Here is a 22,379-nt window from a genome sequence, read left to right as displayed (position 1 = left end):
CCGTTCCGCTCCGGGAGCGGCCGGTCCGCCTGACAACGTGTGTCTGCACCCACACGGCCTCCATCCGCCGGACGTCGCCGTGTCTCCATGGGAAGCCTGCATTCCCGCTACCGGCCTGCCGTAACCCCGGTGCGGGACATGCCACGGGAAATCGCCCGCCGCCGGAGCCTGATCGTGCCCCGCCGCCCCGCCGGACTGTCGGTGCTCGCCAGTAGGGTGTGAGACATGGCCGACCCCTCCAGCTACCGCCCCAAACCGGGTGAGATCCCCGACTCGCCGGGGGTCTACAGGTTCCGCGACGAGCACCGCCGGGTGATCTACGTCGGAAAGGCGAAAAGCCTGCGCCAGCGCCTGGCGAACTACTTCCAGGACCTGGCGGGCCTCCACCCGCGTACCCGCTCCATGGTCACCACGGCCGCGTCCGTGGAATGGACGGTGGTGTCCACGGAGGTGGAGGCGCTCCAGCTGGAGTACTCGTGGATCAAGGAGTACGACCCCCGGTTCAACGTCAAGTACCGCGACGACAAGAGCTACCCGTACCTCGCGGTCACGATGAACGAGGAGTTCCCGCGCGTGCAGGTGATGCGCGGTCACAAGAAGAAGGGCGTCCGCTACTTCGGGCCGTACGCGCACGCGTGGGCGATCCGCGACACCGTCGACCTCCTGCTGCGCGTCTTCCCCGTGCGCACCTGCTCGGCCGGCGTCTTCAAGAACGCCGCCCGCACAGGCCGCCCCTGCCTCCTCGGCTACATCGAGAAGTGTTCGGCTCCTTGCGTGGACCGGGTCTCCGCCGAGGAGCACCGCGAACTGGCGGACGAGTTCTGTGACTTCATGACCGGCCGTACGAACACGTACATCCGCCGCCTGGAGAAGCAGATGGGCGAGGCGGCCGAGGAGATGGAGTACGAGCGGGCGGCCCGGCTGCGCGACGACATCGGGGCCCTGAAGAAGGCCATGGAGAAGAACGCGGTCGTGCTCGCCGACGCGACCGACGCCGATCTGATCGCGGTCGCCGAGGACGAACTGGAGGCGGCCGTCCAGATCTTCCACGTGCGCGGCGGACGCGTGCGCGGCCAGCGCGGCTGGGTCACCGACAAGGTGGAGGAGATCACCACCGGCGCCCTCGTGGAGCACGCCCTCCAGCAGCTGTACGGCGAGGAGACGGGCGACGCCGTCCCCAAGGAGGTCCTGGTCCCCGCCCTGCCCGACCCGGTGGAGCCCGTCCAGGAGTGGCTCACCGGGCGGCGCGGCTCGGGCGTCTCCCTGCGCATCCCGCAGCGCGGGGACAAGAAGGCCCTCATGGAGACGGTGCAGCGCAACGCCCAGCAGGCGCTCGTCCTGCACAAGACCAAGCGCGCCTCCGACCTGACCACGCGCTCGCGCGCCCTGGAGGAGATCGCCGACGCGCTCGACCTGGACAGCGCCCCGCTGCGGATCGAGTGCTACGACATCTCCCACCTCCAGGGCGACGACGTGGTGGCCTCCATGGTCGTCTTCGAGGACGGCCTGGCCCGCAAGAGCGAGTACCGGCGCTTCCAGATCAAGGGCTTCGCCGGACAGGACGACGTCCGCTCCATGCACGAGGTGATCACCCGCCGCTTCCGCCGCTACCTCGCCGAGAAGGAGAAGACGGGCGAGTGGACCGACGGTGAGGACGGCCAGGACGCCCAGGACCGCGAAGGCACCCTCGCCGGCCCGGACCTCGCCGGCGCCCCGAACACCCTCACCGAGGACGACGGCCGACCCAAGAAGTTCGCCTACCCGCCGCAGCTCGTGGTCGTCGACGGCGGCGCCCCGCAGGTCGCCGCCGCCCGGCGGGCCCTGGACGACCTCGGGATCGACGACATCGCCGTGTGCGGCCTCGCCAAGCGCCTTGAGGAGGTCTGGCTGCCCGGCGACGACGACCCGGTGGTCCTGCCCCGCACCAGCGAGGGCCTGTACCTGCTCCAGCGGGTCCGTGACGAGGCCCACCGCTTCGCGATCACCTACCAGCGCACCAAGCGGTCCAAGCGCTTCCGGTCCAGCCCGCTGGACGACGTCCCGGGGCTCGGGGACACGCGCAAGCAGGCACTCCTGAAGCACTTCGGTTCGTTGAAGAGACTGCGATCCGCCACCATCGACCAGATCTGCGAGGTTCCCGGCATAGGCCGAAAGACCGCCGAGACGATCGCGGCGGCCCTCGCCCAGGCGGCCCCGGCCGCACCCGCCGTCAACACGGCGACTGGAGAGATCATGGAAGAGGAACCGGGCACCATGGGTACCGGAGGGGAGCCCGTGCGGACGGGCGCCCCGGACGAACGACGGGGGCAGGAGACATGAATGTGAACGAGCACGACGGGCAAGAAGAGCAAGCCGGAGACGGAGCACAGGTGAGTACGGGCACGCCCAACGACAAGGCCGCAGTCCCGGACGCGGCCATCCCCGAGCTGGTGATCATCTCCGGCATGTCCGGGGCGGGCCGCTCGACGGCCGCGAAGTGTCTGGAGGACCTCGGCTGGTTCGTCGTCGACAACCTGCCGCCCGCGCTGATCCCCACCATGGTGGAGCTCGGCGCCCGCTCCCAGGGCAACGTGGCCCGGATCGCCGTCGTCGTCGACGTCCGCGGCCGCCGCTTCTTCGACAACCTCCGCGAGTCGCTGGCCGACCTGGAGGCGAAGAACGTCACCCGGAGGATCGTCTTCCTGGAGTCCTCCGACGATGCCCTGGTGCGCCGCTTCGAGTCGGTGCGCCGCCCGCACCCCCTCCAGGGCGACGGGCGGATCGTCGACGGCATCGCCGCCGAGCGAGAGCTTTTGCGCGAGCTGCGCGGCGACGCCGACCTGGTGATCGACACCTCCAGCCTCAACGTGCACGAGCTGCGCGCCAAGATGGACGCCCAGTTCGCCGGCGAGGAGGAGCCGGAGCTGCGGGCCACGGTCATGTCCTTCGGCTACAAGTACGGCCTGCCGGTCGACGCCGACCTGGTCGTCGACTGCCGCTTCCTGCCGAACCCGCACTGGGTCCCGGAGCTGCGCCCGTACACGGGCCTCAACGAGGAGGTGTCCGGGTACGTCTTCAACCAGCCCGGCGCCAAGGAGTTCCTCGACCGCTACACGGAGCTCCTCCAGCTCGTCGCCACCGGCTACCGCCGTGAGGGCAAGCGCTACGTGACCATCGCCGTGGGCTGCACGGGCGGCAAGCACCGCTCGGTCGCCATGTCGGAGAAGCTCGCCGCCCGGCTCGCCGCCGAGGGTGTGGAGACGGTGGTCGTACACCGGGACATGGGACGCGAATGACACGACGTACTCCGCGGCTGAGCCGGCTGCGCCGGGTGGTGCCCGACGGCAGCACCGACGGAAGGGGCGGCCGGCCCGCCGAGGCCCGCGGCGGCAGACCCCGCCGCCGGGGCACCCAGCCCAAGGTCGTCGCCCTCGGCGGCGGCATGGGCCTGTCCGCCTCGCTCGCCGCGCTGCGCCGGATCACCGGCGACCTCACCGCCGTCGTCACCGTGGCCGACGACGGCGGCTCCAGCGGTCGGCTGCGCGACGAACTGGGCGTGCTGCCGCCCGGCGACCTGCGCAAGGCACTGGCCGCGCTGTGCGGTGACGACGACTGGGGCCAGACCTGGGCGCGCGTCATCCAGCACCGCTTCCAGTCCAAGGGTGACCTGCACGAACACGCGGTCGGCAATCTGCTGATCGTCGCCCTGTGGGAACAGCTCGGCGACCACGTCCAGGCCCTCGACCTGGTCGGGCGGCTGCTCGGCGCGCAGGGGCGCGTGCTGCCCATGTCCGCCGTCCCGCTGGAGCTCCAGGCCCTGGTCAAAGGCCACGACCCGGCGCGCCCGGACGAGGTGGACACGGTCCGCGGCCAGGCCACCGTCGCCCTCACCCCGGGCGAGGTGCAGTCCGTCCACGTCGTGCCGCACGACCCGCCGGCCGTGCCCGAGGCGGTCGAGGCCGTCCTGGACGCGGACTGGGTGGTGCTCGGCCCCGGCTCCTGGTTCTCCTCGGTCATCCCGCACCTGCTGGTGCCCGACCTGCTGGACGCGCTGACGCAGACCAAGGCCCGCCGGGTACTCTCCCTGAACCTCGCCCCGCAGCCCGGAGAAACCGAGGGCTTCTCCCCGCAGCGTCATTTGGAGGTTTTGGGACGACACGCCCCTAAACTCGCCCTGGACGTGGTGCTGGCCGACGAGGCCGCCGTGCCCGACCGCGCCTCCCTGACCGATGCCGCCAAACGGTTCGGGGCCGCGGTCGAGCTGGCGCCGGTGGCCCGGCCCGACGGGACCCCGAGGCATGACCCGGAGCTGTTGGCCGCCGCGTACGACCGTATTTTTCGGATGCATGGAAGGATCGGCCCATGGCGATGACGGCAGCGGTGAAGGACGAGATCTCCCGGCTCCCCGTCACCCGGACCTGCTGCAGAAAGGCGGAGGTCTCCGCCATTCTGCGGTTCGCCGGCGGCCTTCACCTGGTGAGCGGTCGGATCGTGATCGAGGCGGAGCTGGACACGGCGATGGCGGCCCGCCGCCTCAAGCGGGACATCCTGGAGATCTTCGGCCACAGCTCGGAGCTGATCGTGATGGCACCGGGCGGACTGCGCCGCGGCTCGCGCTACGTGGTGCGCGTCGTCGCGGGCGGTGACCAGCTGGCCCGCCAGACCGGCCTGGTCGACGGGCGGGGCCGCCCGATCCGCGGCCTGCCCCCGCAGGTGGTCTCGGGGGCCACCTGCGACGCCGAGGCCGCCTGGCGGGGCGCCTTCCTGGCGCACGGCTCGCTCACCGAGCCCGGCCGCTCCTCCTCCCTGGAGGTGACCTGCCCGGGCCCCGAGGCGGCGCTCGCCCTGGTCGGCGCCGCCCGCCGCCTGTCGATCGCCGCCAAGGCCCGCGAGGTGCGCGGCGTGGACCGGGTCGTCGTCCGCGACGGCGACGCGATCGGCGCCCTGCTCACCCGCCTGGGCGCCCACGAGTCGGTGCTGGCCTGGGAGGAGCGCAGGATGCGCCGCGAGGTGCGGGCCACGGCGAACCGGCTCGCCAACTTCGACGACGCCAACCTGCGCCGCTCGGCCCGTGCGGCGGTCGCCGCCGGTGCCCGGGTCCAGCGCGCCCTGGAGATCCTCGGCGAGGACGTGCCCGAGCACCTCGCCGCGGCCGGCCGGCTGCGCATGGAGCACAAGCAGGCATCGCTGGAGGAGCTGGGCGCGCTCGCCGACCCGCCGCTGACCAAGGACGCCGTCGCCGGCCGGATCCGCCGCCTGCTGGCCATGGCCGACAAGCGCGCCTCCGACCTGGGTATCCCGGGCACGGACGCCAACCTCTCCGAGGAGCTGGCCGACAATCTCGTAGGCTGATCACACAGTCCGTCAAGAAGCCGGTGCCGGAGTCCACTTGGGTGGTCGGCACCGGCTTTCGCGTGTCGTTGGGGCACTCTTGACTCGATCATGGACTGTCATGAGCCTGGCATCTGTTCGCTGCTGTGGCGAACCCACGCTAGGGGGGTTCATGAGACGAAGAGCGAGATCGATCCTCGCTGTCGGCACGCTCCTGATCGGCGGAGCGAGCATCGCACCCATCGCCCAGGCACAACCGGACAGTTCACCCCCGTCCGACCCGGACGAAGTCAAGGTCTTCCGCGCCGACGTCACCCACGAGCAGGTACCCCTGCTGCTCGCGGCCGGCCAGGACGGCCACGAACTCAGCGAGCAGGTGCCGGAGAAGGGCACCGCCACCGTCGAGGTCATCCTGACCGACCAGCAGGCGAAGAAGCTGGAGCAGCAGGGCGTCGACCTCACCGAGCACGACCTCTCCCGCAGGGCGAAGGCCCGCGTCGGGAACGCCGCCGAGGGCGTGTTCCGCCCGTACAGCGGCAAGGGCGGCATCAAGGAGGAGATCCTCGAGGCCGCGCAGGACAACCCCGGCCTGACCAAGGTCGTCTCCATCGGCAAGACGGTCAAGGGCCAGGACATCCTCGCGCTGAAGCTCACCAAGGGCGCGAAGAAGACGAAGGACGGCTCCAAGCCTTCCGTCCTCTACCTGTCCAACCAGCACGCCCGAGAGTGGATCACGCCGGAGATGACCCGGCGCCTGATGCACCACTACCTGGACAACTACAAGAAGGACCGGCGCGTCAAGAAGATCGTCGACTCCACCGAACTGTGGTTCGTCATCTCCGCCAACCCCGACGGCTACGACCACACCCACGCCGGTGACGACAACCGCCTGTGGCGCAAGAACCTGCGGGACGTCAACGGCGACGGCGTCATCGGCACCGGCGACGGCGTCGACCTCAACCGCAACTTCGCCTACAAGTGGGGCTACGACAACGAGGGCTCGTCCCCCAACCCCACCAGCGAGACCTACCGCGGCGCGGGCCCGAACTCCGAACCGGAGACCCAGGCGCTGGACGCCTTCCAGAAGCGGATCGGCTTCACGTACGGCATCAACTACCACTCCGCCGCCGAACTGATCCTCTACGGAGTCGGCTGGCAGGTGGCTACGCACACCCCCGACGACGTCGTGTACGAAGCGCTCGCCGGTACGCCCGAGAACCCCGCGATCCCCGGCTACCACCCGCAGGTCTCCTCCGAGCTGTACACCACCAACGGCGAGGCCGACGGCCACGCGGCGAACGTCAACGGCCTGGCGATGTTCACCCCGGAGATGTCGACCTGTCAGTCGGCCTCCAACGCCGACCCGAACGACGAGTGGAAGGCGTCCGACTGCCGGTCGATCTTCACCTTCCCGGACGACGAGAAGCTGATCCAGCAGGAGTTCGCCAAGAACGTCCCGTTCGCGCTCTCCGTCGCCGAGTCCGCCTCCCACCCCGACCGGCCGTCCTCGTCGGTCGGACTGCGCGCCGCCGACTTCACCCCGGCCGCGTTCCCGGTGTCGTACTCCCGCGGCGCCGACCAGGAGGTCTCCGTCGTCGCACGCAAGTCGCTGCGCGACAAGGAACTGAAGTACCGCGTCAACGGCGGCCGCACCGAGGACATGGCGCTCAAGCCCTGGAAGGGCGGCGAGACCTACGGCGGTGAGGACAACCTCTACTTCGACGAGTACCGGGCGAAGGTCAAGGACGGCGATCCCGGCGACAAGGTCGAGGTGTGGTTCACCGCGGAGACGAGGAACGGCAAGAAGGTCTCCAGTGAGCGCTTCACCTACACCGTCGCCGAACGGCCCAGGGCGAACACCCTCGTCGTCGCCGAGGAGGGCGCGACCGCCACGCAGGCACAGAAGTACGTGGACGCCCTCAAGGCCAACGGCCGCAAGGCGCTCGTCTGGGACGTCGCCGAGCGCGGCGCGCCGGACGCACTGGGCGTGCTGAGCCACTTCGACACCGTCGTCCACTACACGGGCGCGAGTGTCCCCGGCAACGCCACCCAGCTCCAGCTGCGCGCCTACCTCAACGAGGGCGGCAGGCTGATCGAGGCCGGCGAGCAGGCCGGCGGCAGCGTCGACCTCGGCGGCGGCACCCTGTCGGACGACTTCAGTCAGTACTACCTGGGCGCCTACAGCCGTACCTCGGCCGCCGGAGCCACCGGCTTCACCGGCTCCGGCGAGCTGGGCGGCTTCACGGGCCCCCTCACGGCGGCGCCCGGCAACCCCCTGGACAAGGCGGGCCGGTACGGCGTCACCTCGGACGAACTGCCCGCCGACGAGTTCCCGCAGTTCGCGAGCAAGGGCGCCGGACAGTTCGCCGGCGCGGTCAACCCGTACGGCCCGTACGCGGGCTCCTCGATGGCGGCCGCCGTCCACACCGACGACGCCTACAAGCGCCTCACCCGCACCGTGGACCTCACCGGTGTCGCCGCGGCCGACAAGCCCACCCTGCGCACCCAGCTGATGTGGGACACCGAGCCCGGCTACGACAACGTCCTCGTCGAGGCCCACACCACGGGCGCCGACGACTGGACGACCCTGCCCGAGAAGGGGGGCGCCACCAAGGCCACCGTCCCGGCCGAGTGCGGCGGCGGCTTCTACGTCCGTGAGCACCCCTGGCTGAAGCGCTACCTGACCCTGTCGGACGACGGCTGCACCGCGACCGGCAGCACCGGGTCGTGGAACAGCCTCACCGGCACCTCCGGCGGATGGCAGCAGGTGGAATTCGACCTGAGCGCGTACGCCGGCAAGACGGTCGAGGTCTCGATCAGCTATGTCACCGACCCGGGCACCGGCGGGCGCGGCGTGCTCGCCGACGACGCGTCGCTCGTCGTCGGCGGCACGGCGAAGGAGACCGAGGGCTTCGAGACCTCGCTCGGCGCCTGGAAGACGGCCGGACCGCCCGCGGGCAGCCCGGCCGTCCTGAAGGACTGGACCCGCACCGGAGCCCTGTTCCAGACATACGGAGCGGTCACCACGGACGACACCGTGCTGCTGGGCTTCGGCCTGGAGCACGTCGCCACCGCGGCCGACCGGGCGGCACTGATGAGAAAGGCACTCGCCTCCCTCGACGTGTGACCCCACGGGAGCTGGGAACTCTCCGTCAACTGGCACCACACCGAGTAGCGAAATCGAGTGATCCCGCTCTCGGTGGCGGGCGGTCCGTACCCCTACTGGCCGGTACGGACCGCCCTGCCGTGTATGGGGCATCTGGATGTCACCACCGCAGCCTCAGGGAGGTAGGGTCGTAGGCGGTCGGGGACATCCCAAACAGAGCTCGCCGGCTCTTCATGGCCGGCGTACCAACGAGGAGATCGGTTCGTGACGATCCGCGTAGGCATCAACGGCTTCGGCCGCATCGGTCGTAACTACTTCCGCGCGCTGCTGGAGCAGGGTGCAGACATCGAGATCGTGGCTGTCAACGACCTGGGTGACACCGCGACCACCGCTCACCTGCTGAAGTACGACACCATCCTCGGCCGCCTCAAGCAGGAGGTCTCGCACACCGAGGACACCATCACCGTCGGCGACAAGACCATCAAGGTCCTCGCCGAGCGCAACCCCGCCGACATCCCCTGGGGCGAGCTGGGCGTCGACATCGTCATCGAGTCGACCGGCATCTTCACCAAGAAGGCCGACGCCGAGAAGCACATCGCCGGCGGCGCCAAGAAGGTCCTCATCTCGGCCCCGGCCAAGGACGAGGACGTCACCATCGTGATGGGCGTCAACCAGGACACGTACGACCCGGCGAACCACCACGTCATCTCCAACGCCTCCTGCACCACCAACTGCGTGGCGCCGATGGCCAAGGTCCTCGACGAGAACTTCGGCATCGTCAAGGGCCTGATGACGACGGTGCACGCGTACACGAACGACCAGCGCATCCTGGACTTCCCGCACAAGGACCTGCGCCGCGCCCGTGCCGCCGCCGAGAACATCATCCCGACCACCACGGGTGCCGCCAAGGCCACCGCGCTGGTCCTCCCGCAGCTCAAGGGCAAGCTGGACGGCATGGCCATGCGCGTCCCGGTCCCGACCGGTTCGGTCACCGACCTGGTCATCGAGCTGAGCCGCGAGGTCACGAAGGAAGAGGTCAACGCCGCCTTCCAGAAGGCCGCCGAGGGCGAGCTGAAGGGCATCCTCGAGTACACCGAGGACGCGATCGTCTCGTCCGACATCGTCAACGCCCCGGCGTCCTGCACCTTCGACTCCTCCCTGACCATGGTCCAGGAGGGCAAGAACGTGAAGGTCATCGGCTGGTACGACAACGAGTGGGGCTACTCCAACCGCCTCGTCGACCTGACGGTCTTCGTCGGCAACCAGCTCTGATCCACGGAGCAGGCACGTCCATGTGAGAACAGGGCTCGGGCAGCGCGAGAATGCGCTGTCCGAGCCCTGACTCACGTACAGATCAGAGCTGTTCGATCACGAGCGCTTTCGAGCGATCACGAGCTCTTCCAGGAGTCCCCTCATGAAGACGATCGACGAACTCCTCTCCGAAGGGGTGTCCGGCAAGCGGGTCTTCGTCCGCGCCGACCTGAACGTGCCGCTGGACGGTACGACCATCACCGACGACGGCCGGATCCGCGCCGTGCTGCCCACGGTCAAGGCCCTCGCCGACGCGGGCGCCCGGGTGATCGTCGCCTCGCACCTGGGCCGCCCCAAGGGCGCCCCGGACCCGGCCTTCTCCCTCGCCCCGGCCGCCACGCGCCTCGGTGAACTCCTCGGCACGGACGTACGGTTCGCCACCGACACGGTCGGCGAGTCCGCCCGGTCCACCGTCGCCGCCCTCGCCGACGGCCAGGTCGCGGTCGTCGAGAACCTGCGCTTCAACGCCGGTGAGACCAGCAAGGACGACGCCGAGCGCGGCGCCTTCGCCGATCAGCTCGCCGCCCTCGCTGACCTCTACATCGGTGACGGCTTCGGGGCCGTGCACCGCAAGCACGCCTCCGTCTACGACCTCCCGGCCCGGCTGCCGCACGCCGCCGGCTACCTCATCGCCAAGGAGGTCGCCGTCCTGAAGAAGCTGACGGAGGACCTCCAGCGGCCCTACGTCGTCGCCCTCGGCGGCGCCAAGGTCTCCGACAAGCTCGCCGTCATCGACCAGCTGCTCGGCAGGGCCGACCGCATCCTCATCGGCGGTGGCATGGCCTACACCTTCCTCAAGGCCAAGGGCTACGAGGTCGGCGGTTCCCTCCTCCAGGAGGACCAGATCGCGGCCGTCCAGGAGTACGTCGAGCGGGCCGAGAAGACCGGCGTCGAGCTGGTCGTGCCCGTCGACGCCCTGAGCGCGACCGAGTTCCCTGACCTGAAGACCAAGGCTCCCGCCCACCCCACGACCGTCGCCGCGGACGCCATCCCGGCCGACCAGATGGGCCTCGACATCGGGCCCGAGACCCGCAAGCTGTACGCGTCCAAGCTCGCCGACGCCGCCACCGTCTTCTGGAACGGGCCCATGGGCGTCTTCGAGCACCCCGACTACGCCGAGGGCACCAAGGCGGTCGCCCAGGCCCTCGTCGAATCCAAGGGCTTCACCGTGGTCGGCGGCGGCGACTCCGCCGCCGCCGTGCGCACCCTCGGCTTCGACGAGACGGCATTCGGCCACATCTCGACCGGTGGCGGCGCCTCCCTCGAATACCTCGAGGGCAAGACGCTCCCCGGCCTCGCCGCACTGGAGGACTGACCCTTATGAGCACGCGCACGCCGCTGATGGCGGGCAACTGGAAGATGAACCTCAACCACCTCGAGGCCATCGCCCACGTCCAGAAGCTCGCCTTCGCCCTGGCCGACAAGGACTACGAGGCCGTCGAGGTCGCCGTCCTGCCGCCCTTCACCGACCTGCGCTCCGTGCAGACCCTGGTCGACGGCGACAAGCTCAAGATCAAGTACGGCGCCCAGGACATCTCGGCCCACGACGGCGGTGCCTTCACCGGCGAGATCTCCGGCCCCATGCTGGCCAAGCTGAAGTGCACGTTCGTCGCCATCGGCCACAGCGAGCGCCGCCAGTACCACGCCGAGACCGACGAGCTGGTGAACGCCAAGGTCAAGGCCGCCTACAAGCACGGCCTGACCCCCATCCTGTGCGTCGGCGAGGAGCTGGAGGTCCGCGAGGCGGGCAACCACGTCTCCCACACCCTCGCCCAGGTCGAGGGCGGTCTGAAGGACCTCCCCGCCGAGCAGGCCGAGACCGTCGTGATCGCCTACGAGCCGGTCTGGGCCATCGGCACCGGCAAGGTCTGCGGTGCCGAGGACGCCCAGGAGGTCTGCGCGGCGATCCGCGGCAAGATCGCCGAGCTGTACTCGCAGGACGTGGCCGACAAGGTCCGCATCCAGTACGGCGGCTCCGTGAAGTCCGGCAACGTCGCCGAGATCATGGCGCAGGCCGACATCGACGGCGCCCTGGTCGGCGGTGCCTCGCTGGACGCCGACGAGTTCGTCAAGATCGTGCGCTTCCGCGACCAGTGAGTATGCGGTAGGCGCGATCCGTCGTACCCTTGCGGGGTCCAGCACTGTGCTGGGCCCCGCGTCGTCCATCCGAATCCGAGGAAGTTGGTCCAGCCGTGGTTTTGGGGTTCTCGATCGCCCTGATCGTCTTCAGCCTGCTGATGATGCTGCTGGTGCTGATGCACAAGGGGAAGGGCGGCGGCCTCTCCGACATGTTCGGTGGCGGCATGCAGTCCTCCGTCGGCGGCTCCTCGGTCGCCGAACGCAACCTCGACCGGATCACCGTCGTGGTCGGTCTGCTCTGGTTCGCGTGCATTATCGTGCTCGGCATCCTGATGAAGGTGAACAACTGACCGGCCCGCATTCCGCACGCAATACGTACGCACGCAAGACGTACCCAAGCGATACGTACGTAAGGCCCCATGTTCGGTACGCGCGGCAAAGCGCGGCCTATCATGGGGCTTGCGTCTAGGTGTGAGGGTTGTAACTCCAATCACTGGACGCGCGTTGGGCCTTACGTAGACTGAGGCGCTCGCAGCGAAGCGGAACGCCGACTCGCTTCGCGGCACCATCACGCAGGGAGTTACGACCGTGGCAAGTGGCAACGCGATCCGGGGAAGCCGGGTCGGGGCGGGGCCGATGGGCGAGGCCGAGCGCGGCGAGTCCGCGCCGCGGCTGCGCATCTCCTTCTGGTGCTCCAACGGACACGAGACCCAGCCGAGCTTCGCCAGCGACGCGCAGGTGCCCGAAACCTGGGACTGTCCCCGCTGCGGATTCCCGGCCGGCCAGGACCGGGACAACCCGCCGGACCCGCCGCGCACCGAGCCCTACAAGACGCACCTGGCGTATGTGCGGGAGCGGCGCAGCGACGCGGACGGCGAGGCGATCCTCGCCGAGGCGCTCGCCAAACTGCGGGGCGAGATCTAGGAGTTGAGACCGGCCGGGCACCAGCGGGTGCCCGGCCGGAGCTGCTTTCCGCCCCGGCGGACGGCCGCTCGCGGACCGATTGTCAGTGGTGCCCTCTACGGTTTGTTGCATCGGGCGAACCGTGAGGGGGAGCAGTGGCGGCGGTCGAGGTGGCGGGCAGGCGCGCGCCCGCGTGGCGCGGGGGCTTCGGACGGCTGTGGAGCGCCGCCGTGCTGTCCAGTTTCGGTGACGCGCTGCGTACGGCCGCGCTGCCCCTGCTCGCCGTCTCGCTGACCGACGAGCCGCTGCTCATCGCCTCCGTCACGGCCTGCGGCTACCTGCCCTGGATCGTCTTCGGCCTGCTCGGCGGGGCCGTCGCCGACCGCGTGGACCAGCGGCGCGCCATGTGGACGGTCGACGCCTTACGCGGGCTGCTGGTCGCCGCCTTCGCGGTGGCGGTCGCCCTCGGTCACGCCTCGATCGGCCTGCTCATCGTGGTGGCCTTCGCCCTGACCACCCTCCAGACCCTCTTCGACAACGCCGCCACGGCGCTGCTGCCCGCCCTGGTCGACCGGGACGCCCTCGGCAGTGCCAATGCCCGGCTGATGACCGGCCAGCGCATCGCGGGCGGCCTGCTGGGCGGGCCCGTGGTCCCGCTGCTGCTGGCCGCCGGGACCGCCGTCCCCTTCGCGGCCGACGCCGTGACCTTCCTGGTGGCCGCCGTGCTGATCGCCTCACTGCCGGCCGCCGAGTCCGACCGGAAGCCCAGGTCGTCGGGGAGCACCCTGCGCCGCGAGATCGCTCAGGGGCTGCGCACCCTGTGGCGCGACCGCGCCCTGCGTGGCCTGTGCGCAGCGACCGCCCTGTGCAACATCGGCATGGGCGCCCAGCTCGCCATGCTGGTCGTCCTCGTCACCGACTGGCTCGACGCGGGCCCCGCGGGATACGCGGCGGCGGGCGCGGCCTTCACCCTGGGCAGCCTGGCCGGGGGAGTGGTGAACGGCCGGCTGGTCGCGCGTCTCGGCCGGCTACGGTCCGTGCTGCTCGCCGGCTCGGTGCAGACCGCCGCCCTCGTCGTCATGGGCACCGTGCGCAGCCTCGCCGTGCTGGTGGGCGCGCTGGCCGTCTTCGGGCTCATGGGCATGGTGTGGAACGTCAACACGATGACACTGATGCAGGAGCGCAGCCCCGCCGCACTGCTGGGCCGGGTCAGCTCGGCCTTCCGGACCCTGGCCTTCGCCGGCGTGCCCCTCGGAGCCCTGCTGGGCGGGGCCGTCGCCACCGCCTGGGGGCCGAACACGCCGCCCCTGCTCACGGCCGCGTTCTTCGTCCTCGCCGTCCTCGCGCTGATACCCGCGCTCCATGTGAACGTAGGTGTTGTTGAGCCGGACGACGGCGCCACGACAGACGATGTCACGCGCTGCTCCATTAGGTTGGGACCGGCAGCGGGGCAAGGTACGCAGGCAGGACAGGAAAGAAGGCTGAACTCCGAGATGAACGCAGACGGCCGTACCAGGCTCAACCAGACGCCCGAGTGGACGGCACTGGCCAAGCACCGCGAGGAACTGGGCGACGTCCGGATGCGCGAGCTGTTCGCCGCCGACTCCGGCCGCGGCACCGCGTACACCCTCCGGGTCGGTGACCTGTACGTCGACTACTCCAAGCACCTGGTCACCGACGACACCCTGCGGCTGCTGCGCGAACTGGCCGCCGCCACCGACGTGTTCGGGCTCCGGGACGCCATGTTCCGAGGCGAGAAGATCAACACCACCGAGAACCGGGCCGTGCTGCACACCGCGCTGCGGGCGCCGCGGGACGCGGTCGTCGAGGTCGACGGTGAGAACGTGGTGCCGGGCGTGCACGCGGTGCTCGACAAGATGGCCGACTTCGCCGAGCGTGTCCGCTCCGGCGTGTGGACCGGCCACACCGGCAAGCGCATCAGGAACGTGGTCAACGTCGGCATCGGCGGCTCCGACCTGGGTCCCGCGATGGCGTACGAGGTGCTGCGCGCCTTCACCGACCGGGACCTGACGGTCCGCTTCGTGTCGAACGTGGACGGCGCCGACCTGCACGAAGCGGTGCGGGACCTGGACCCGGCGGAAACGCTGTTCGTCATCGCCTCCAAGACCTTCACCACCATCGAGACGGTCACCAACGCCACGTCCGCGCGCGGCTGGCTGCTGGACGCGCTGGGTGACGAGGCCGCCGTCGCCAAGCACTTCGTCGCCCTGTCGACGAACGCCGAGAAGGTCGCCGAGTTCGGTATCGACACGGCCAACATGTTCGAGTTCTGGGACTGGGTCGGCGGCCGCTACTCGTACGACTCCGCGATCGGCCTGTCCCTGATGATCGCCATCGGCCCGGACAACTTCCGGGAGATGCTCGACGGCTTCCGGATCGTCGACGAGCACTTCCGGACCGCGCCCGCCGAGTCCAACGTGCCGCTGCTGCTGGGCCTGCTGGGCATCTGGTACGGCAACTTCCACGACGCCCAGTCGCACGCGGTGCTGCCCTACAGCCACTACCTGTCCAAGTTCACCGCCTACCTCCAGCAGCTCGACATGGAGTCCAACGGCAAGTACGTCGGCCGGGACGGGCGTGAGGTGGAGTGGCAGACCGGGCCGGTCGTGTGGGGCACGCCCGGCACCAACGGGCAGCACGCCTACTACCAGCTCATCCACCAGGGCACGAAGCTCATCCCGGCGGACTTCATCGGGTTCGCGCGGCCGGTCGCCGAACTGAGCGACGAACTGAAGGCGCAGCACGACCTGCTGATGGCCAACTTCTTCGCCCAGACGCAGGCGCTCGCCTTCGGCAAGACCCCGGAGGAGGTGCGGGCCGAGGGTGTGCCGGAGGAGCTGGTCCCGCACAAGACGTTCCAGGGCAACCACCCGACGACCACGATCGTGGCGCCCGAGCTGACGCCGTCCGTGCTCGGACAGCTCGTCGCCCTCTACGAGCACAAGGTGTTCGTGCAGGGCGCGGTGTGGGACATCGACTCCTTCGACCAGTGGGGTGTGGAGCTGGGCAAGGTCCTCGCCAAGCGCGTCGAGCCCGCGCTGACCGAGGGCGCCGAGGTCGAGGGTCTGGATGCCTCGACCAAGGCCCTGGTCGCCACGTACCGGGAGCTGCGCGGCCGGCAGTGACGAGCACCGGGCGGGAGGCGGACGGCAGCGTGCTGTCCGCCCACCGCCCGGCGGCGTGCTGTCCGCCCCCCTGTCCGGCGGCGCGCTGATTCCGCCCACCCCCGGCGGCCCGCCCTCCGCTTCCCGTAGACTCCCGGGCGATCATCATGGCGAGTGCTCGGGGGAGCGCGAAGTGGCACGCACACGCGGTAGTTGGACAGGCGGCGCGCTGACGGTCGGGTCCGTCCTGAAGCCCCAGGACGTGGCGCGGGCGGTGTTCCACCCCGCGTGGATACCGCAGCCGCTCGATCCGTCCGTGGAGCGGCTGAAGAAGTTCCGGGTCATCGCCGGGGCGGTCGCGTCCCTCGGGGTCTACACCTTCATCGAGGGCGGCTTCGACTTCACGGAGCTGCTGGAGAACGCGATGACGGCCTCCGTCGTCCTGCTCTTCCTCACGCCGCTGACGGTCGCAGCGATGCTCTGGGTCTGGCGGCGCGGCGGCACGGTGCGGCAGCTGCGGGTGCCGCTGCTCAACTCCCTGCTGCTGCTCCTGCTGTTCGTCGGGTGCGTGGCCGCCCTGCTGATGCTGGTGCAGACGGTGAACGGGTCGGCGAACGCCGCCGTGATCATCGGGGTCGGCCTGACGATGATGTGGATGCTCATCTTCACGGCCTACGGGGCGGTGCGGGTCTCCGGCAACTTCTTCGGCACGGCTGCCACGCACCGCTGTCTGCCGCCGCTGCTCGCCATGGTGACCAGCTGGCTGGTGGCCGTCCCGGACCTCGTCACCGGTGATCTGCACGGCCTGAGCCTCACCCTGGGGATCGTCTTCATCCTGGGCGCTCCGGTGACGGTCACCGCCATCGCGCTGCTGGAGATGGGGCGGCTCAAGCGGCGGTACGGGATCCGGCTTAAGGCCCATCCGGCGACTCTGGCGCCGGCGCCCGCGCCCGGGCCGGTCCCGCCGATGCCTCCGGGGACGCCCCCGGCGGGATCGCCGTACCTGCCGCCGCAGGGCGGCAACCCCTACGGCCATCCCTACGCGCCGGGCGGTCAGCACCCGTACGCCCCGCACCCGCAGCCGCCGTACAACCCGCAGCACCCCTACGGCGGCTGACCCGCGGAGCGGTCAGGACGTCAGGCGACCGCGCTCAGTGTGTCCGCGAGCCGGCGGCGGGCCGCACGGGCCGCGGGCAGGGCGGCGAGTGCGGCCGCGCAGAGGACCGCCGCCGTCCCGAGCAGCAGCATCAGCGGGGCGGACGGGCCCTGGGCGATCCCGGCGCCGATGCCGCTCGACCGGCCCTGGGCGTCGATCAGCCAGTGGGCGAGCGGCAGGCCCAGGGCAGTGGCGGCGAGCACGGCCGCCAGTGCCGTACAGCCGGTGGCGGTGACGGTGATGGCCGTGATCTGCCGGGGGGACAGGCCGATGGCCTTCAGCGCGAGCAGGTCCCGTTCACTCTCGCGGACGGTGCCGCCGATCGCCGTCAGGAGCTCGATCAGCCCGATGAGGGCGAGGACGGCGATCAGCCCGGCGACGACCGCGCGCAGCGGGGAGAGCCCGTCGGCGGGGTTGGTCACGGTGTGCACGTCCAGGTGGCCGCGCCCGGCCGTGGCCAGCCGGTCGGCGACCTCCCGCGGGTCGGCACCGGGATCCAGGCGCAGCTCGTAGAGGGTCGGGCGGAGCCCGGGGTCGTTGGCGCGGAGGGTGTCGAGGGACGTGGAGATGACCCGGCCGGCGTTGTCCGGCTCGATGCTGCGTCCCACGATGTGCAGGATCTGCGGCTGGTCGCCGACGGTCATCCGCACCCAGTCGCCGACGCGCACGTCCAGCAGGTCGAGCAGTCCCTGCCCGGCCACGGCCTCGTCGGCGCCACTGGCGGGGCGGCCCTCGGCGAGGGTGTACGGGTAGGGGTCCTGGTCGGTGCCGAGGCCGCGCAGGGCGATGGTCGCCGTCTGGCCCGGGACCAGGGCGGCCGTCTCGACGCCGGGGTAGGCGGCGGTCACCCCCGGGTCGCGTTCCAGGAGGGCGCGGGTCTGCCGTTCGGTCAGGCCGGCGTCGGCGCGGACGCTGAGGGCGGTCGGCAGGCCGACCTGCTCGGGCGTGCTGTGGAAGCGGTCGATGGTGGTCCACGCGCTCATCGCCACGACGATCAGCAGCAGCGGCAGCGTGAGACGGGCGACGGTGGCGAGGGACCGGGGGCGGCGGGTGAACGCCTTGTGCCAGCCCAGCACCAGCGCGGGCGGAACCCGCGCCCCGAGGGCGCGGCGGGCCAGGTCGGAGAGCTGCCCGGCCCGGGGAGCCGCGGGCCGCAGCCCGAGGGCCCGGCGCAGCCCGCCGGTCGGCCGCCCGCCGTGCGGAGCCGCTGCGGTCTGCGGTCGCAGGGCTTGGCTCGTTGTCCCGGCCGGCTGCCGGTCGGGTGCGGCCGGTGTGGGCCGCAGTCCGAGAACCCGGCGCAGGCCGTCGGCCAGACGCCTGACAGTCGGTGCGGCAGCCGGCTGGAGGGCTTGGGCCGCTGTCCCGGTCGGTTGCGTGCCAGGCGTAGCCACCGCGGGGCCCGGTCCGAACGCCCGGCCCGTGTTCGCTCCGGTCAGCCGACCGCCGAGCGCCGCCGTCGGCCGTTGCACCGGCACCGGCGGCACCCGTCCCGCCCGCCAGGCGGCCAGCCCGGTGGTCGCGCCGATGAACAGCACCGCGCCCACCGGGATCACGAACAGCGCCACGGTGTGTCCGGGCAGCCCCTGCCACACCCCGACCGCGTCCCCGAGACGCCCCGGGACCCGGCTGCCCAGGGCCTCGGCCAGCGCGGCGGCGGCCACGGCACCCAGGAGGGCGTAGGCGAGGTGCTGGAGCAGGAAGATGCGGACCACCTGGCCGGGGGTGAAGCCGATCGCCTTCAGCACGGAGAGGTCCCGCAGGTGGCCGCGGATACGGGTGCCGATCGCCCCGTGCACGGCGAGCCCGGCGGCGACCAGCGCGCCCAGCCCGAACAGGCCCAGCACCTGGCCGAGCAGCCGGTTGTCGCCCTGCGCCTCGGCCCGGGCCTGCTGCCAGGTGGACACCTCCCCGATCGCCCCGGCGCCCAGTACGGTCACGGCGCGCTGGACGACGTAGGACGTGTCGCCGGGATCGGTCAGCCGCAGCCCGATCACCTGGCCGACGGGATCCGGCACGGCCGACGGCAACGCCCACACCAGGCCCGGCTGCTCACCGGGCCGGTAGCGCGGCTCGGCGCTGTCGGCGAGGCCCACCACGGTCAGTTCGCGGGCGGTGCCGGGCACGGTGAGGGTGTCGCCGGGCTCGGCCAGCAGCGCGCGGGCGAGGCGGCTCTCCAGGACCACACCGTTCGGGGTCGTGGGGTCCAGCCAGTGGCCGGAGACGACCGGCGGGCGGCCGACGGACGGCCGCTGCGTAGTGCCGCGCAGCTCCACGGCGGCGCGGCTGCCGCGCGAGGCGACGGTGGTGGCGGCGGTGGGGTACGGGCCGGCGACGGAGTCGACGCCGTCCAGCTCGGCCAGCTTCCCGGTGTCGGCCGCCGTGTCGGTGTGCAGCCACACGTGCGCGCCGTGCGACTGCGTGAACACGCGCTGCCAGGGGTTGGTGGCGTACCCGAACAGGGCCGTGGCGAGCAGCAGGGAGGCGACGATGCCCGCGGTGGCGAGGACGAGGAACAGCGCCTCGCCGCGGTGCGTGCGCAGATCGGAGTGCGCCCAGCGCAGGGTGGCTCGCACGGGCCTCAGCCTCTCGGCCCGGACACCGGGCAGCCGTCGTACACCCGCATGTCAGTCCTTCACCCGCATGTCAGTCCCTGAGTTCCAGCACACCGGATATCCCGGCCCGGCGTGGTGGTGTGCCGCCGTCGAGTTCCGCGTCGTCGGCGATCCGGCCGTCGAAGAAGCTGATCACCCGGTCCGCGGCGCTCGCCAGCCGCGCGTCATGGGTGACCAGCAGGATCGTCTGGCCGCGCTGGTGGAAGCGGGTCAGCAGCCGCATCACCTCGCGGGTGCCCTTGCTGTCGAGACTGCCCGCGGGCTCGTCGGCCAGCAGCAGAGGGGGATGGTTGACCAGTGCCCGGGCCAGGGCGACGCGCTGCTGCTCGCCGCCGGACAGCTCGCCCGGCATGCTGCGCTCCTTGCCCGTCAGGCCCAGCTCGGCCAGCAACTGCTCCCGCTCGGCCCGGGCCCGCTTCGGCGAGGTCCCGGCGAGCAGGGCGGGCAGCTCCACGTTGTCGGCGACGGACAGGTTGGACACGAGGTTGAAGAACTGGAAGACGATCCCGATCCGCTTCCGGCGCTTCACCGCCCAGCGGGCCTCGCTGTAGGTGTCGGTGGACTCGCCGTCGAGCCAGATCCTGCCCGCGTCCGGCCGCTGGAGGCCGCCGAGCAGATGCAGCAGTGTCGACTTCCCGGCACCGGACGGGCCGGTGATCGCCACGAACTCGCCGGGCCGTACGCTCAGGTCGACCCCGCGCACGGCATGGGCGGGCGCGCCCTCGCCGTGGTGCGTCTTCACCAGCCCCTCGGCGCGCAGCACAGGAGCGGGACGGTCGTCGCTCACTCCAGTTCCTCCAGCTCTTCCTGGCACCGCTCCAGCCAGTCGAGATCGGCTTGCAGGTGCAGCATCGCGCCTTCTATCAACAGGTGGGCGATGCGGTTGTCGCGGTCTTCGGCGGCGGCCAGCTTCGACAGCTGCCGCATGGTGTTCAGGTATTGGCGCCGCTGCTGGTTGATCAGGGAGATCTGGTCGGCGAGACCGCTCTGCGGAGCGAGCGCCAGCTTCATGAAGAACTCGTCCCGCACCCGCGGCTCGTCCTCGGGCTCTTCGAACCAGGCGCGCAGCGCCTCCCGCCCGGCGTCGGTGAGGTGGTAGACCTTTTTGTTGGGCCGGCTGGACTGCGCCACGTCCTCGCCCTCGATCAGTCCCGACTTCTCGAGGCGGCCGAGGGTCACATAGATCTGGCCGACATTCGGCTGAGGGTACGCGGAGCCCAGCAGTTGCTCAAGGTCCTGCTTGAGCTCGTAGCCGTGGGCGGGTCCGCGGGCGAGGAGGGCCAGGAGGGGCAGGCGCACGCGTGCAGTCCTCCTGTCCGGTCCAATGTGCTCCAGGCCCTAGTATCGCCCATACCTAACAGGTATACATGGCCTCTGTTCCGGGCGAAGGCGCCCGTCGCCGGTGTACAGGGAGGAACCTATGCGGTGGATCCATGCCGCGGGTAGGGGCCTTCTCGTTCTCGTCGTGGTCCTGACCGGTTACGTTGCCGCCGGAGCGCAGGCGGGCGAGCCCGCCGGCGGCGGCCGTGGACCGCTGACCCTCGCCACCGCCGGAGACCTTACCGGCTACCTCGGTCCTCTGCTGGAGGGCTGGAACCGCACCCACCCCGGCGAGAAAGTGACCCTCGTCGAGCTGCCGGACTCCGCCGACGAGACCCAGGCCCAGATGGCCACGGACCTGCGTGACGGCGACCGCAGCCGGTTCGACGTGCTCAACATCGACGTCAACTGGACCTCGGAGTTCGCCGCGGCGGGCTGGATCCGGCCGCTGCCCCGCGACCGCTTCCCCCTGAGGACCTTCCTCCCGCCGGTCGTGGACACGGCGACCTACGACGGACAGCTCTACGCCGTCCCGTACGTCACCAACGCCGGCCTGCTCCTCTACCGCAAGGACATCCTCGCGAAGGAGGGCGTGCGGCCGCCGCGCACCTGGGCGGAGCTGGAGCGGTACGCGAAGACCATCGCCCCGAAGTACGGCCTCGACGGCTACGCCGGGCAGTTCCTGCCGTACGAGGGCCTCACCGTCAACGCGGCCGAGGCCGTCTACTCGGCGGGCGGCTCGATCCTCGGGGACGAGGGCGAGCGCGTCACCGTCGACTCGGCGGCGGCCCGCGAGGGCATCGGCTTCCTGGCGCGCGGGGTGCGCGAGGGCTGGATACCGAAGGAAGCGCTGACGTACAAGGAGGAGGAGTCCAAGCAGGCCTTCCAGGACGGCCGGCTGCTCTTCCTGCGGAACTGGCCGTACGCCTACGTCGGCGCCTCCGCCCCGGGCTCCGAGGTCGCCGGGAAGGTCGGCGCCGTGCCCCTGCCGGGACCGGACGGGCCGGGCACGAGTGTCCTCGGCGGCTCCAACCTGGCCGTCAGCGCGCATGCGCGGCACCCCGACTCCGCCGCCCGCCTGATCGCCTACCTCACCAGCGAGCGCGTCCAGCGCCAGGTGCTCACGCGCGGCGCGCTGCCGCCCGTCCGGGCCGATCTCTACGAGGATCCCGCGCTCATCCGCAGGTTCCCCTACCTGCCGACCCTGCGCGAGAGCGTGCGCACGGCCGAGCCGCGCCCCAAGAGCCCGCGCTACGACCAGGTCAGTCTGGTGGTGCAGGCGGTCGTGCACGACGCGATGGCCGGGCACGAGACACCCACGGCGGCGGTGCGCCGTCTGGCGCGGGAGCTCGCCCTCATCTCACGCCGGTAGTACTTCTACTTACTTGTTAGGTAACGCGGACGTCTCATCTGGCTGAGATATGTCCGATAGATGCCTGAATCCGCCATATCAACTC

16 protein-coding genes and 1 pseudogene are annotated in these 22,379 nt (G+C 71.0%); 14 read left to right on the top strand and 3 right to left on the bottom strand.

Annotation, left to right across the window (positions count from 1 at the left end; translation table 11 throughout):
• The first annotated feature begins 225 nt into the window (after nucleotides 1-225).
• From uvrC to CP976_RS11115, 13 genes and pseudogenes are all read left to right on the top strand, one after another.
• Nucleotides 226-2,319, top strand: a complete 2,094-nt coding sequence (uvrC, locus tag CP976_RS11170) for an excinuclease ABC subunit UvrC (protein WP_150480210.1) — start codon at nucleotides 226-228, stop codon at nucleotides 2,317-2,319.
• A complete protein-coding gene (gene rapZ / locus CP976_RS11165; protein WP_150480209.1) occupies nucleotides 2,316-3,275 on the top strand; it encodes an RNase adapter RapZ in 960 nt (319 codons plus the stop codon). The genes uvrC and rapZ overlap by 4 nt, the downstream gene beginning before the upstream one ends.
• Complete coding sequence (locus CP976_RS11160; RefSeq protein WP_150480208.1) at nucleotides 3,272-4,351, top strand: gluconeogenesis factor YvcK family protein; 1,080 nt, start codon at nucleotides 3,272-3,274, stop codon at nucleotides 4,349-4,351. The genes rapZ and CP976_RS11160 overlap by 4 nt, the downstream gene beginning before the upstream one ends.
• The gene (gene whiA, locus CP976_RS11155) at nucleotides 4,342-5,331 is read left to right on the top strand and encodes a DNA-binding protein WhiA (RefSeq protein ID WP_150480207.1); all 990 of its coding nucleotides are present in this window, start codon (nucleotides 4,342-4,344) and stop codon (nucleotides 5,329-5,331) included. The genes CP976_RS11160 and whiA overlap by 10 nt, the downstream gene beginning before the upstream one ends.
• Before the next feature lie 151 nt (nucleotides 5,332-5,482).
• The gene (locus CP976_RS11150; protein ID WP_150480206.1) at nucleotides 5,483-8,437 is read left to right on the top strand and encodes a M14 family metallopeptidase; all 2,955 of its coding nucleotides are present in this window, start codon (nucleotides 5,483-5,485) and stop codon (nucleotides 8,435-8,437) included.
• Between the two features lie 243 nt (nucleotides 8,438-8,680).
• Complete coding sequence (gene gap / locus CP976_RS11145; protein WP_086599366.1) at nucleotides 8,681-9,688, top strand: type I glyceraldehyde-3-phosphate dehydrogenase; 1,008 nt, start codon at nucleotides 8,681-8,683, stop codon at nucleotides 9,686-9,688.
• A 142-nt stretch (nucleotides 9,689-9,830) separates the two neighbouring features.
• Entirely contained in the window at nucleotides 9,831-11,042 is a 1,212-nt protein-coding gene (locus tag CP976_RS11140) for a phosphoglycerate kinase (RefSeq protein ID WP_150480205.1), read from the top strand.
• A gap of 5 nt (nucleotides 11,043-11,047) precedes the next feature.
• Nucleotides 11,048-11,824, top strand: a complete 777-nt coding sequence (gene tpiA, locus CP976_RS11135) for a triose-phosphate isomerase (protein ID WP_059418257.1) — start codon at nucleotides 11,048-11,050, stop codon at nucleotides 11,822-11,824.
• 95 nt (nucleotides 11,825-11,919) lie between these two features.
• Entirely contained in the window at nucleotides 11,920-12,156 is a 237-nt protein-coding gene (secG, locus tag CP976_RS11130; protein WP_208641567.1) for a preprotein translocase subunit SecG, read from the top strand.
• A 238-nt stretch (nucleotides 12,157-12,394) separates the two neighbouring features.
• Nucleotides 12,395-12,730 carry an RNA polymerase-binding protein RbpA gene (locus tag CP976_RS11125; protein ID WP_003976875.1) on the top strand — a complete coding sequence of 112 codons (336 nt, stop codon included), beginning with the start codon at nucleotides 12,395-12,397 and terminating at the stop codon, nucleotides 12,728-12,730.
• A gap of 134 nt (nucleotides 12,731-12,864) precedes the next feature.
• Nucleotides 12,865-14,007: pseudogene (locus tag CP976_RS43640) on the top strand (MFS transporter); the annotation flags it as partial.
• Nucleotides 14,008-14,202: 195 nt separating this feature from the next.
• The gene (gene pgi, locus CP976_RS43635) at nucleotides 14,203-15,855 is read left to right on the top strand and encodes a glucose-6-phosphate isomerase (protein ID WP_167537546.1); all 1,653 of its coding nucleotides are present in this window, start codon (nucleotides 14,203-14,205) and stop codon (nucleotides 15,853-15,855) included.
• A gap of 172 nt (nucleotides 15,856-16,027) precedes the next feature.
• Nucleotides 16,028-16,951, top strand: a complete 924-nt coding sequence (locus CP976_RS11115) for a hypothetical protein (protein ID WP_150480203.1) — start codon at nucleotides 16,028-16,030, stop codon at nucleotides 16,949-16,951.
• A gap of 20 nt (nucleotides 16,952-16,971) precedes the next feature.
• On the opposite strand, the gene CP976_RS11110 is transcribed toward CP976_RS11115, so the two are convergent.
• The 3 genes from CP976_RS11110 to CP976_RS11100 all read right to left on the bottom strand — a co-directional run bounded on the left by CP976_RS11110 (nucleotide 16,972) and on the right by CP976_RS11100 (nucleotide 20,901).
• Nucleotides 16,972-19,563 (bottom strand): ABC transporter permease, encoded by a 2,592-nt coding sequence (locus CP976_RS11110; protein ID WP_150480202.1) that lies wholly within the window; start codon nucleotides 19,561-19,563, stop codon nucleotides 16,972-16,974.
• A gap of 70 nt (nucleotides 19,564-19,633) precedes the next feature.
• Nucleotides 19,634-20,389 carry an ABC transporter ATP-binding protein gene (locus CP976_RS11105; RefSeq protein WP_150480201.1) on the bottom strand — a complete coding sequence of 252 codons (756 nt, stop codon included), beginning with the start codon at nucleotides 20,387-20,389 and terminating at the stop codon, nucleotides 19,634-19,636.
• On the bottom strand, nucleotides 20,386-20,901 hold the full coding sequence (locus CP976_RS11100; protein WP_086561728.1) for a PadR family transcriptional regulator: 516 nt from the start codon (nucleotides 20,899-20,901) through the stop codon (nucleotides 20,386-20,388). Before CP976_RS11100 ends, CP976_RS11105 begins: the two co-directional genes overlap by 4 nt.
• A 121-nt stretch (nucleotides 20,902-21,022) precedes the next feature.
• On the opposite strand from CP976_RS11100, the gene CP976_RS11095 reads away from it, so the two are divergent.
• Nucleotides 21,023-22,294, top strand: a complete 1,272-nt coding sequence (locus tag CP976_RS11095) for an ABC transporter substrate-binding protein (protein ID WP_150480200.1) — start codon at nucleotides 21,023-21,025, stop codon at nucleotides 22,292-22,294.
• The last annotated feature ends 85 nt before the right edge of the window (nucleotides 22,295-22,379 follow it).

This window comes from Streptomyces coeruleorubidus, assembly GCF_008705135.1.
Lineage (GTDB): Bacteria > Actinomycetota > Actinomycetes > Streptomycetales > Streptomycetaceae > Streptomyces > Streptomyces coeruleofuscus.
The sequence above is the reverse complement of the archived record's forward strand: the minus strand, read 5'-3'. Positions and strand labels throughout refer to the sequence as shown.

Coding starts and splice junctions, on each gene's coding strand:
- CP976_RS11095 (WP_150480200.1), top strand. CDS start 21,023: ATGCGGTGGATCCATGCCGCGGGTAGGGGCCTTCTCGTTCTCGTCGTG.
- tpiA (WP_059418257.1), top strand. CDS start 11,048: ATGAGCACGCGCACGCCGCTGATGGCGGGCAACTGGAAGATGAACCTC.
- CP976_RS11140 (WP_150480205.1), top strand. CDS start 9,831: ATGAAGACGATCGACGAACTCCTCTCCGAAGGGGTGTCCGGCAAGCGG.
- pgi (WP_167537546.1), top strand. CDS start 14,203: ATGAACGCAGACGGCCGTACCAGGCTCAACCAGACGCCCGAGTGGACG.
- CP976_RS11150 (WP_150480206.1), top strand. CDS start 5,483: ATGAGACGAAGAGCGAGATCGATCCTCGCTGTCGGCACGCTCCTGATC.
- whiA (WP_150480207.1), top strand. CDS start 4,342: ATGGCGATGACGGCAGCGGTGAAGGACGAGATCTCCCGGCTCCCCGTC.
- CP976_RS11160 (WP_150480208.1), top strand. CDS start 3,272: ATGACACGACGTACTCCGCGGCTGAGCCGGCTGCGCCGGGTGGTGCCC.
- rapZ (WP_150480209.1), top strand. CDS start 2,316: ATGAATGTGAACGAGCACGACGGGCAAGAAGAGCAAGCCGGAGACGGA.
- uvrC (WP_150480210.1), top strand. CDS start 226: ATGGCCGACCCCTCCAGCTACCGCCCCAAACCGGGTGAGATCCCCGAC.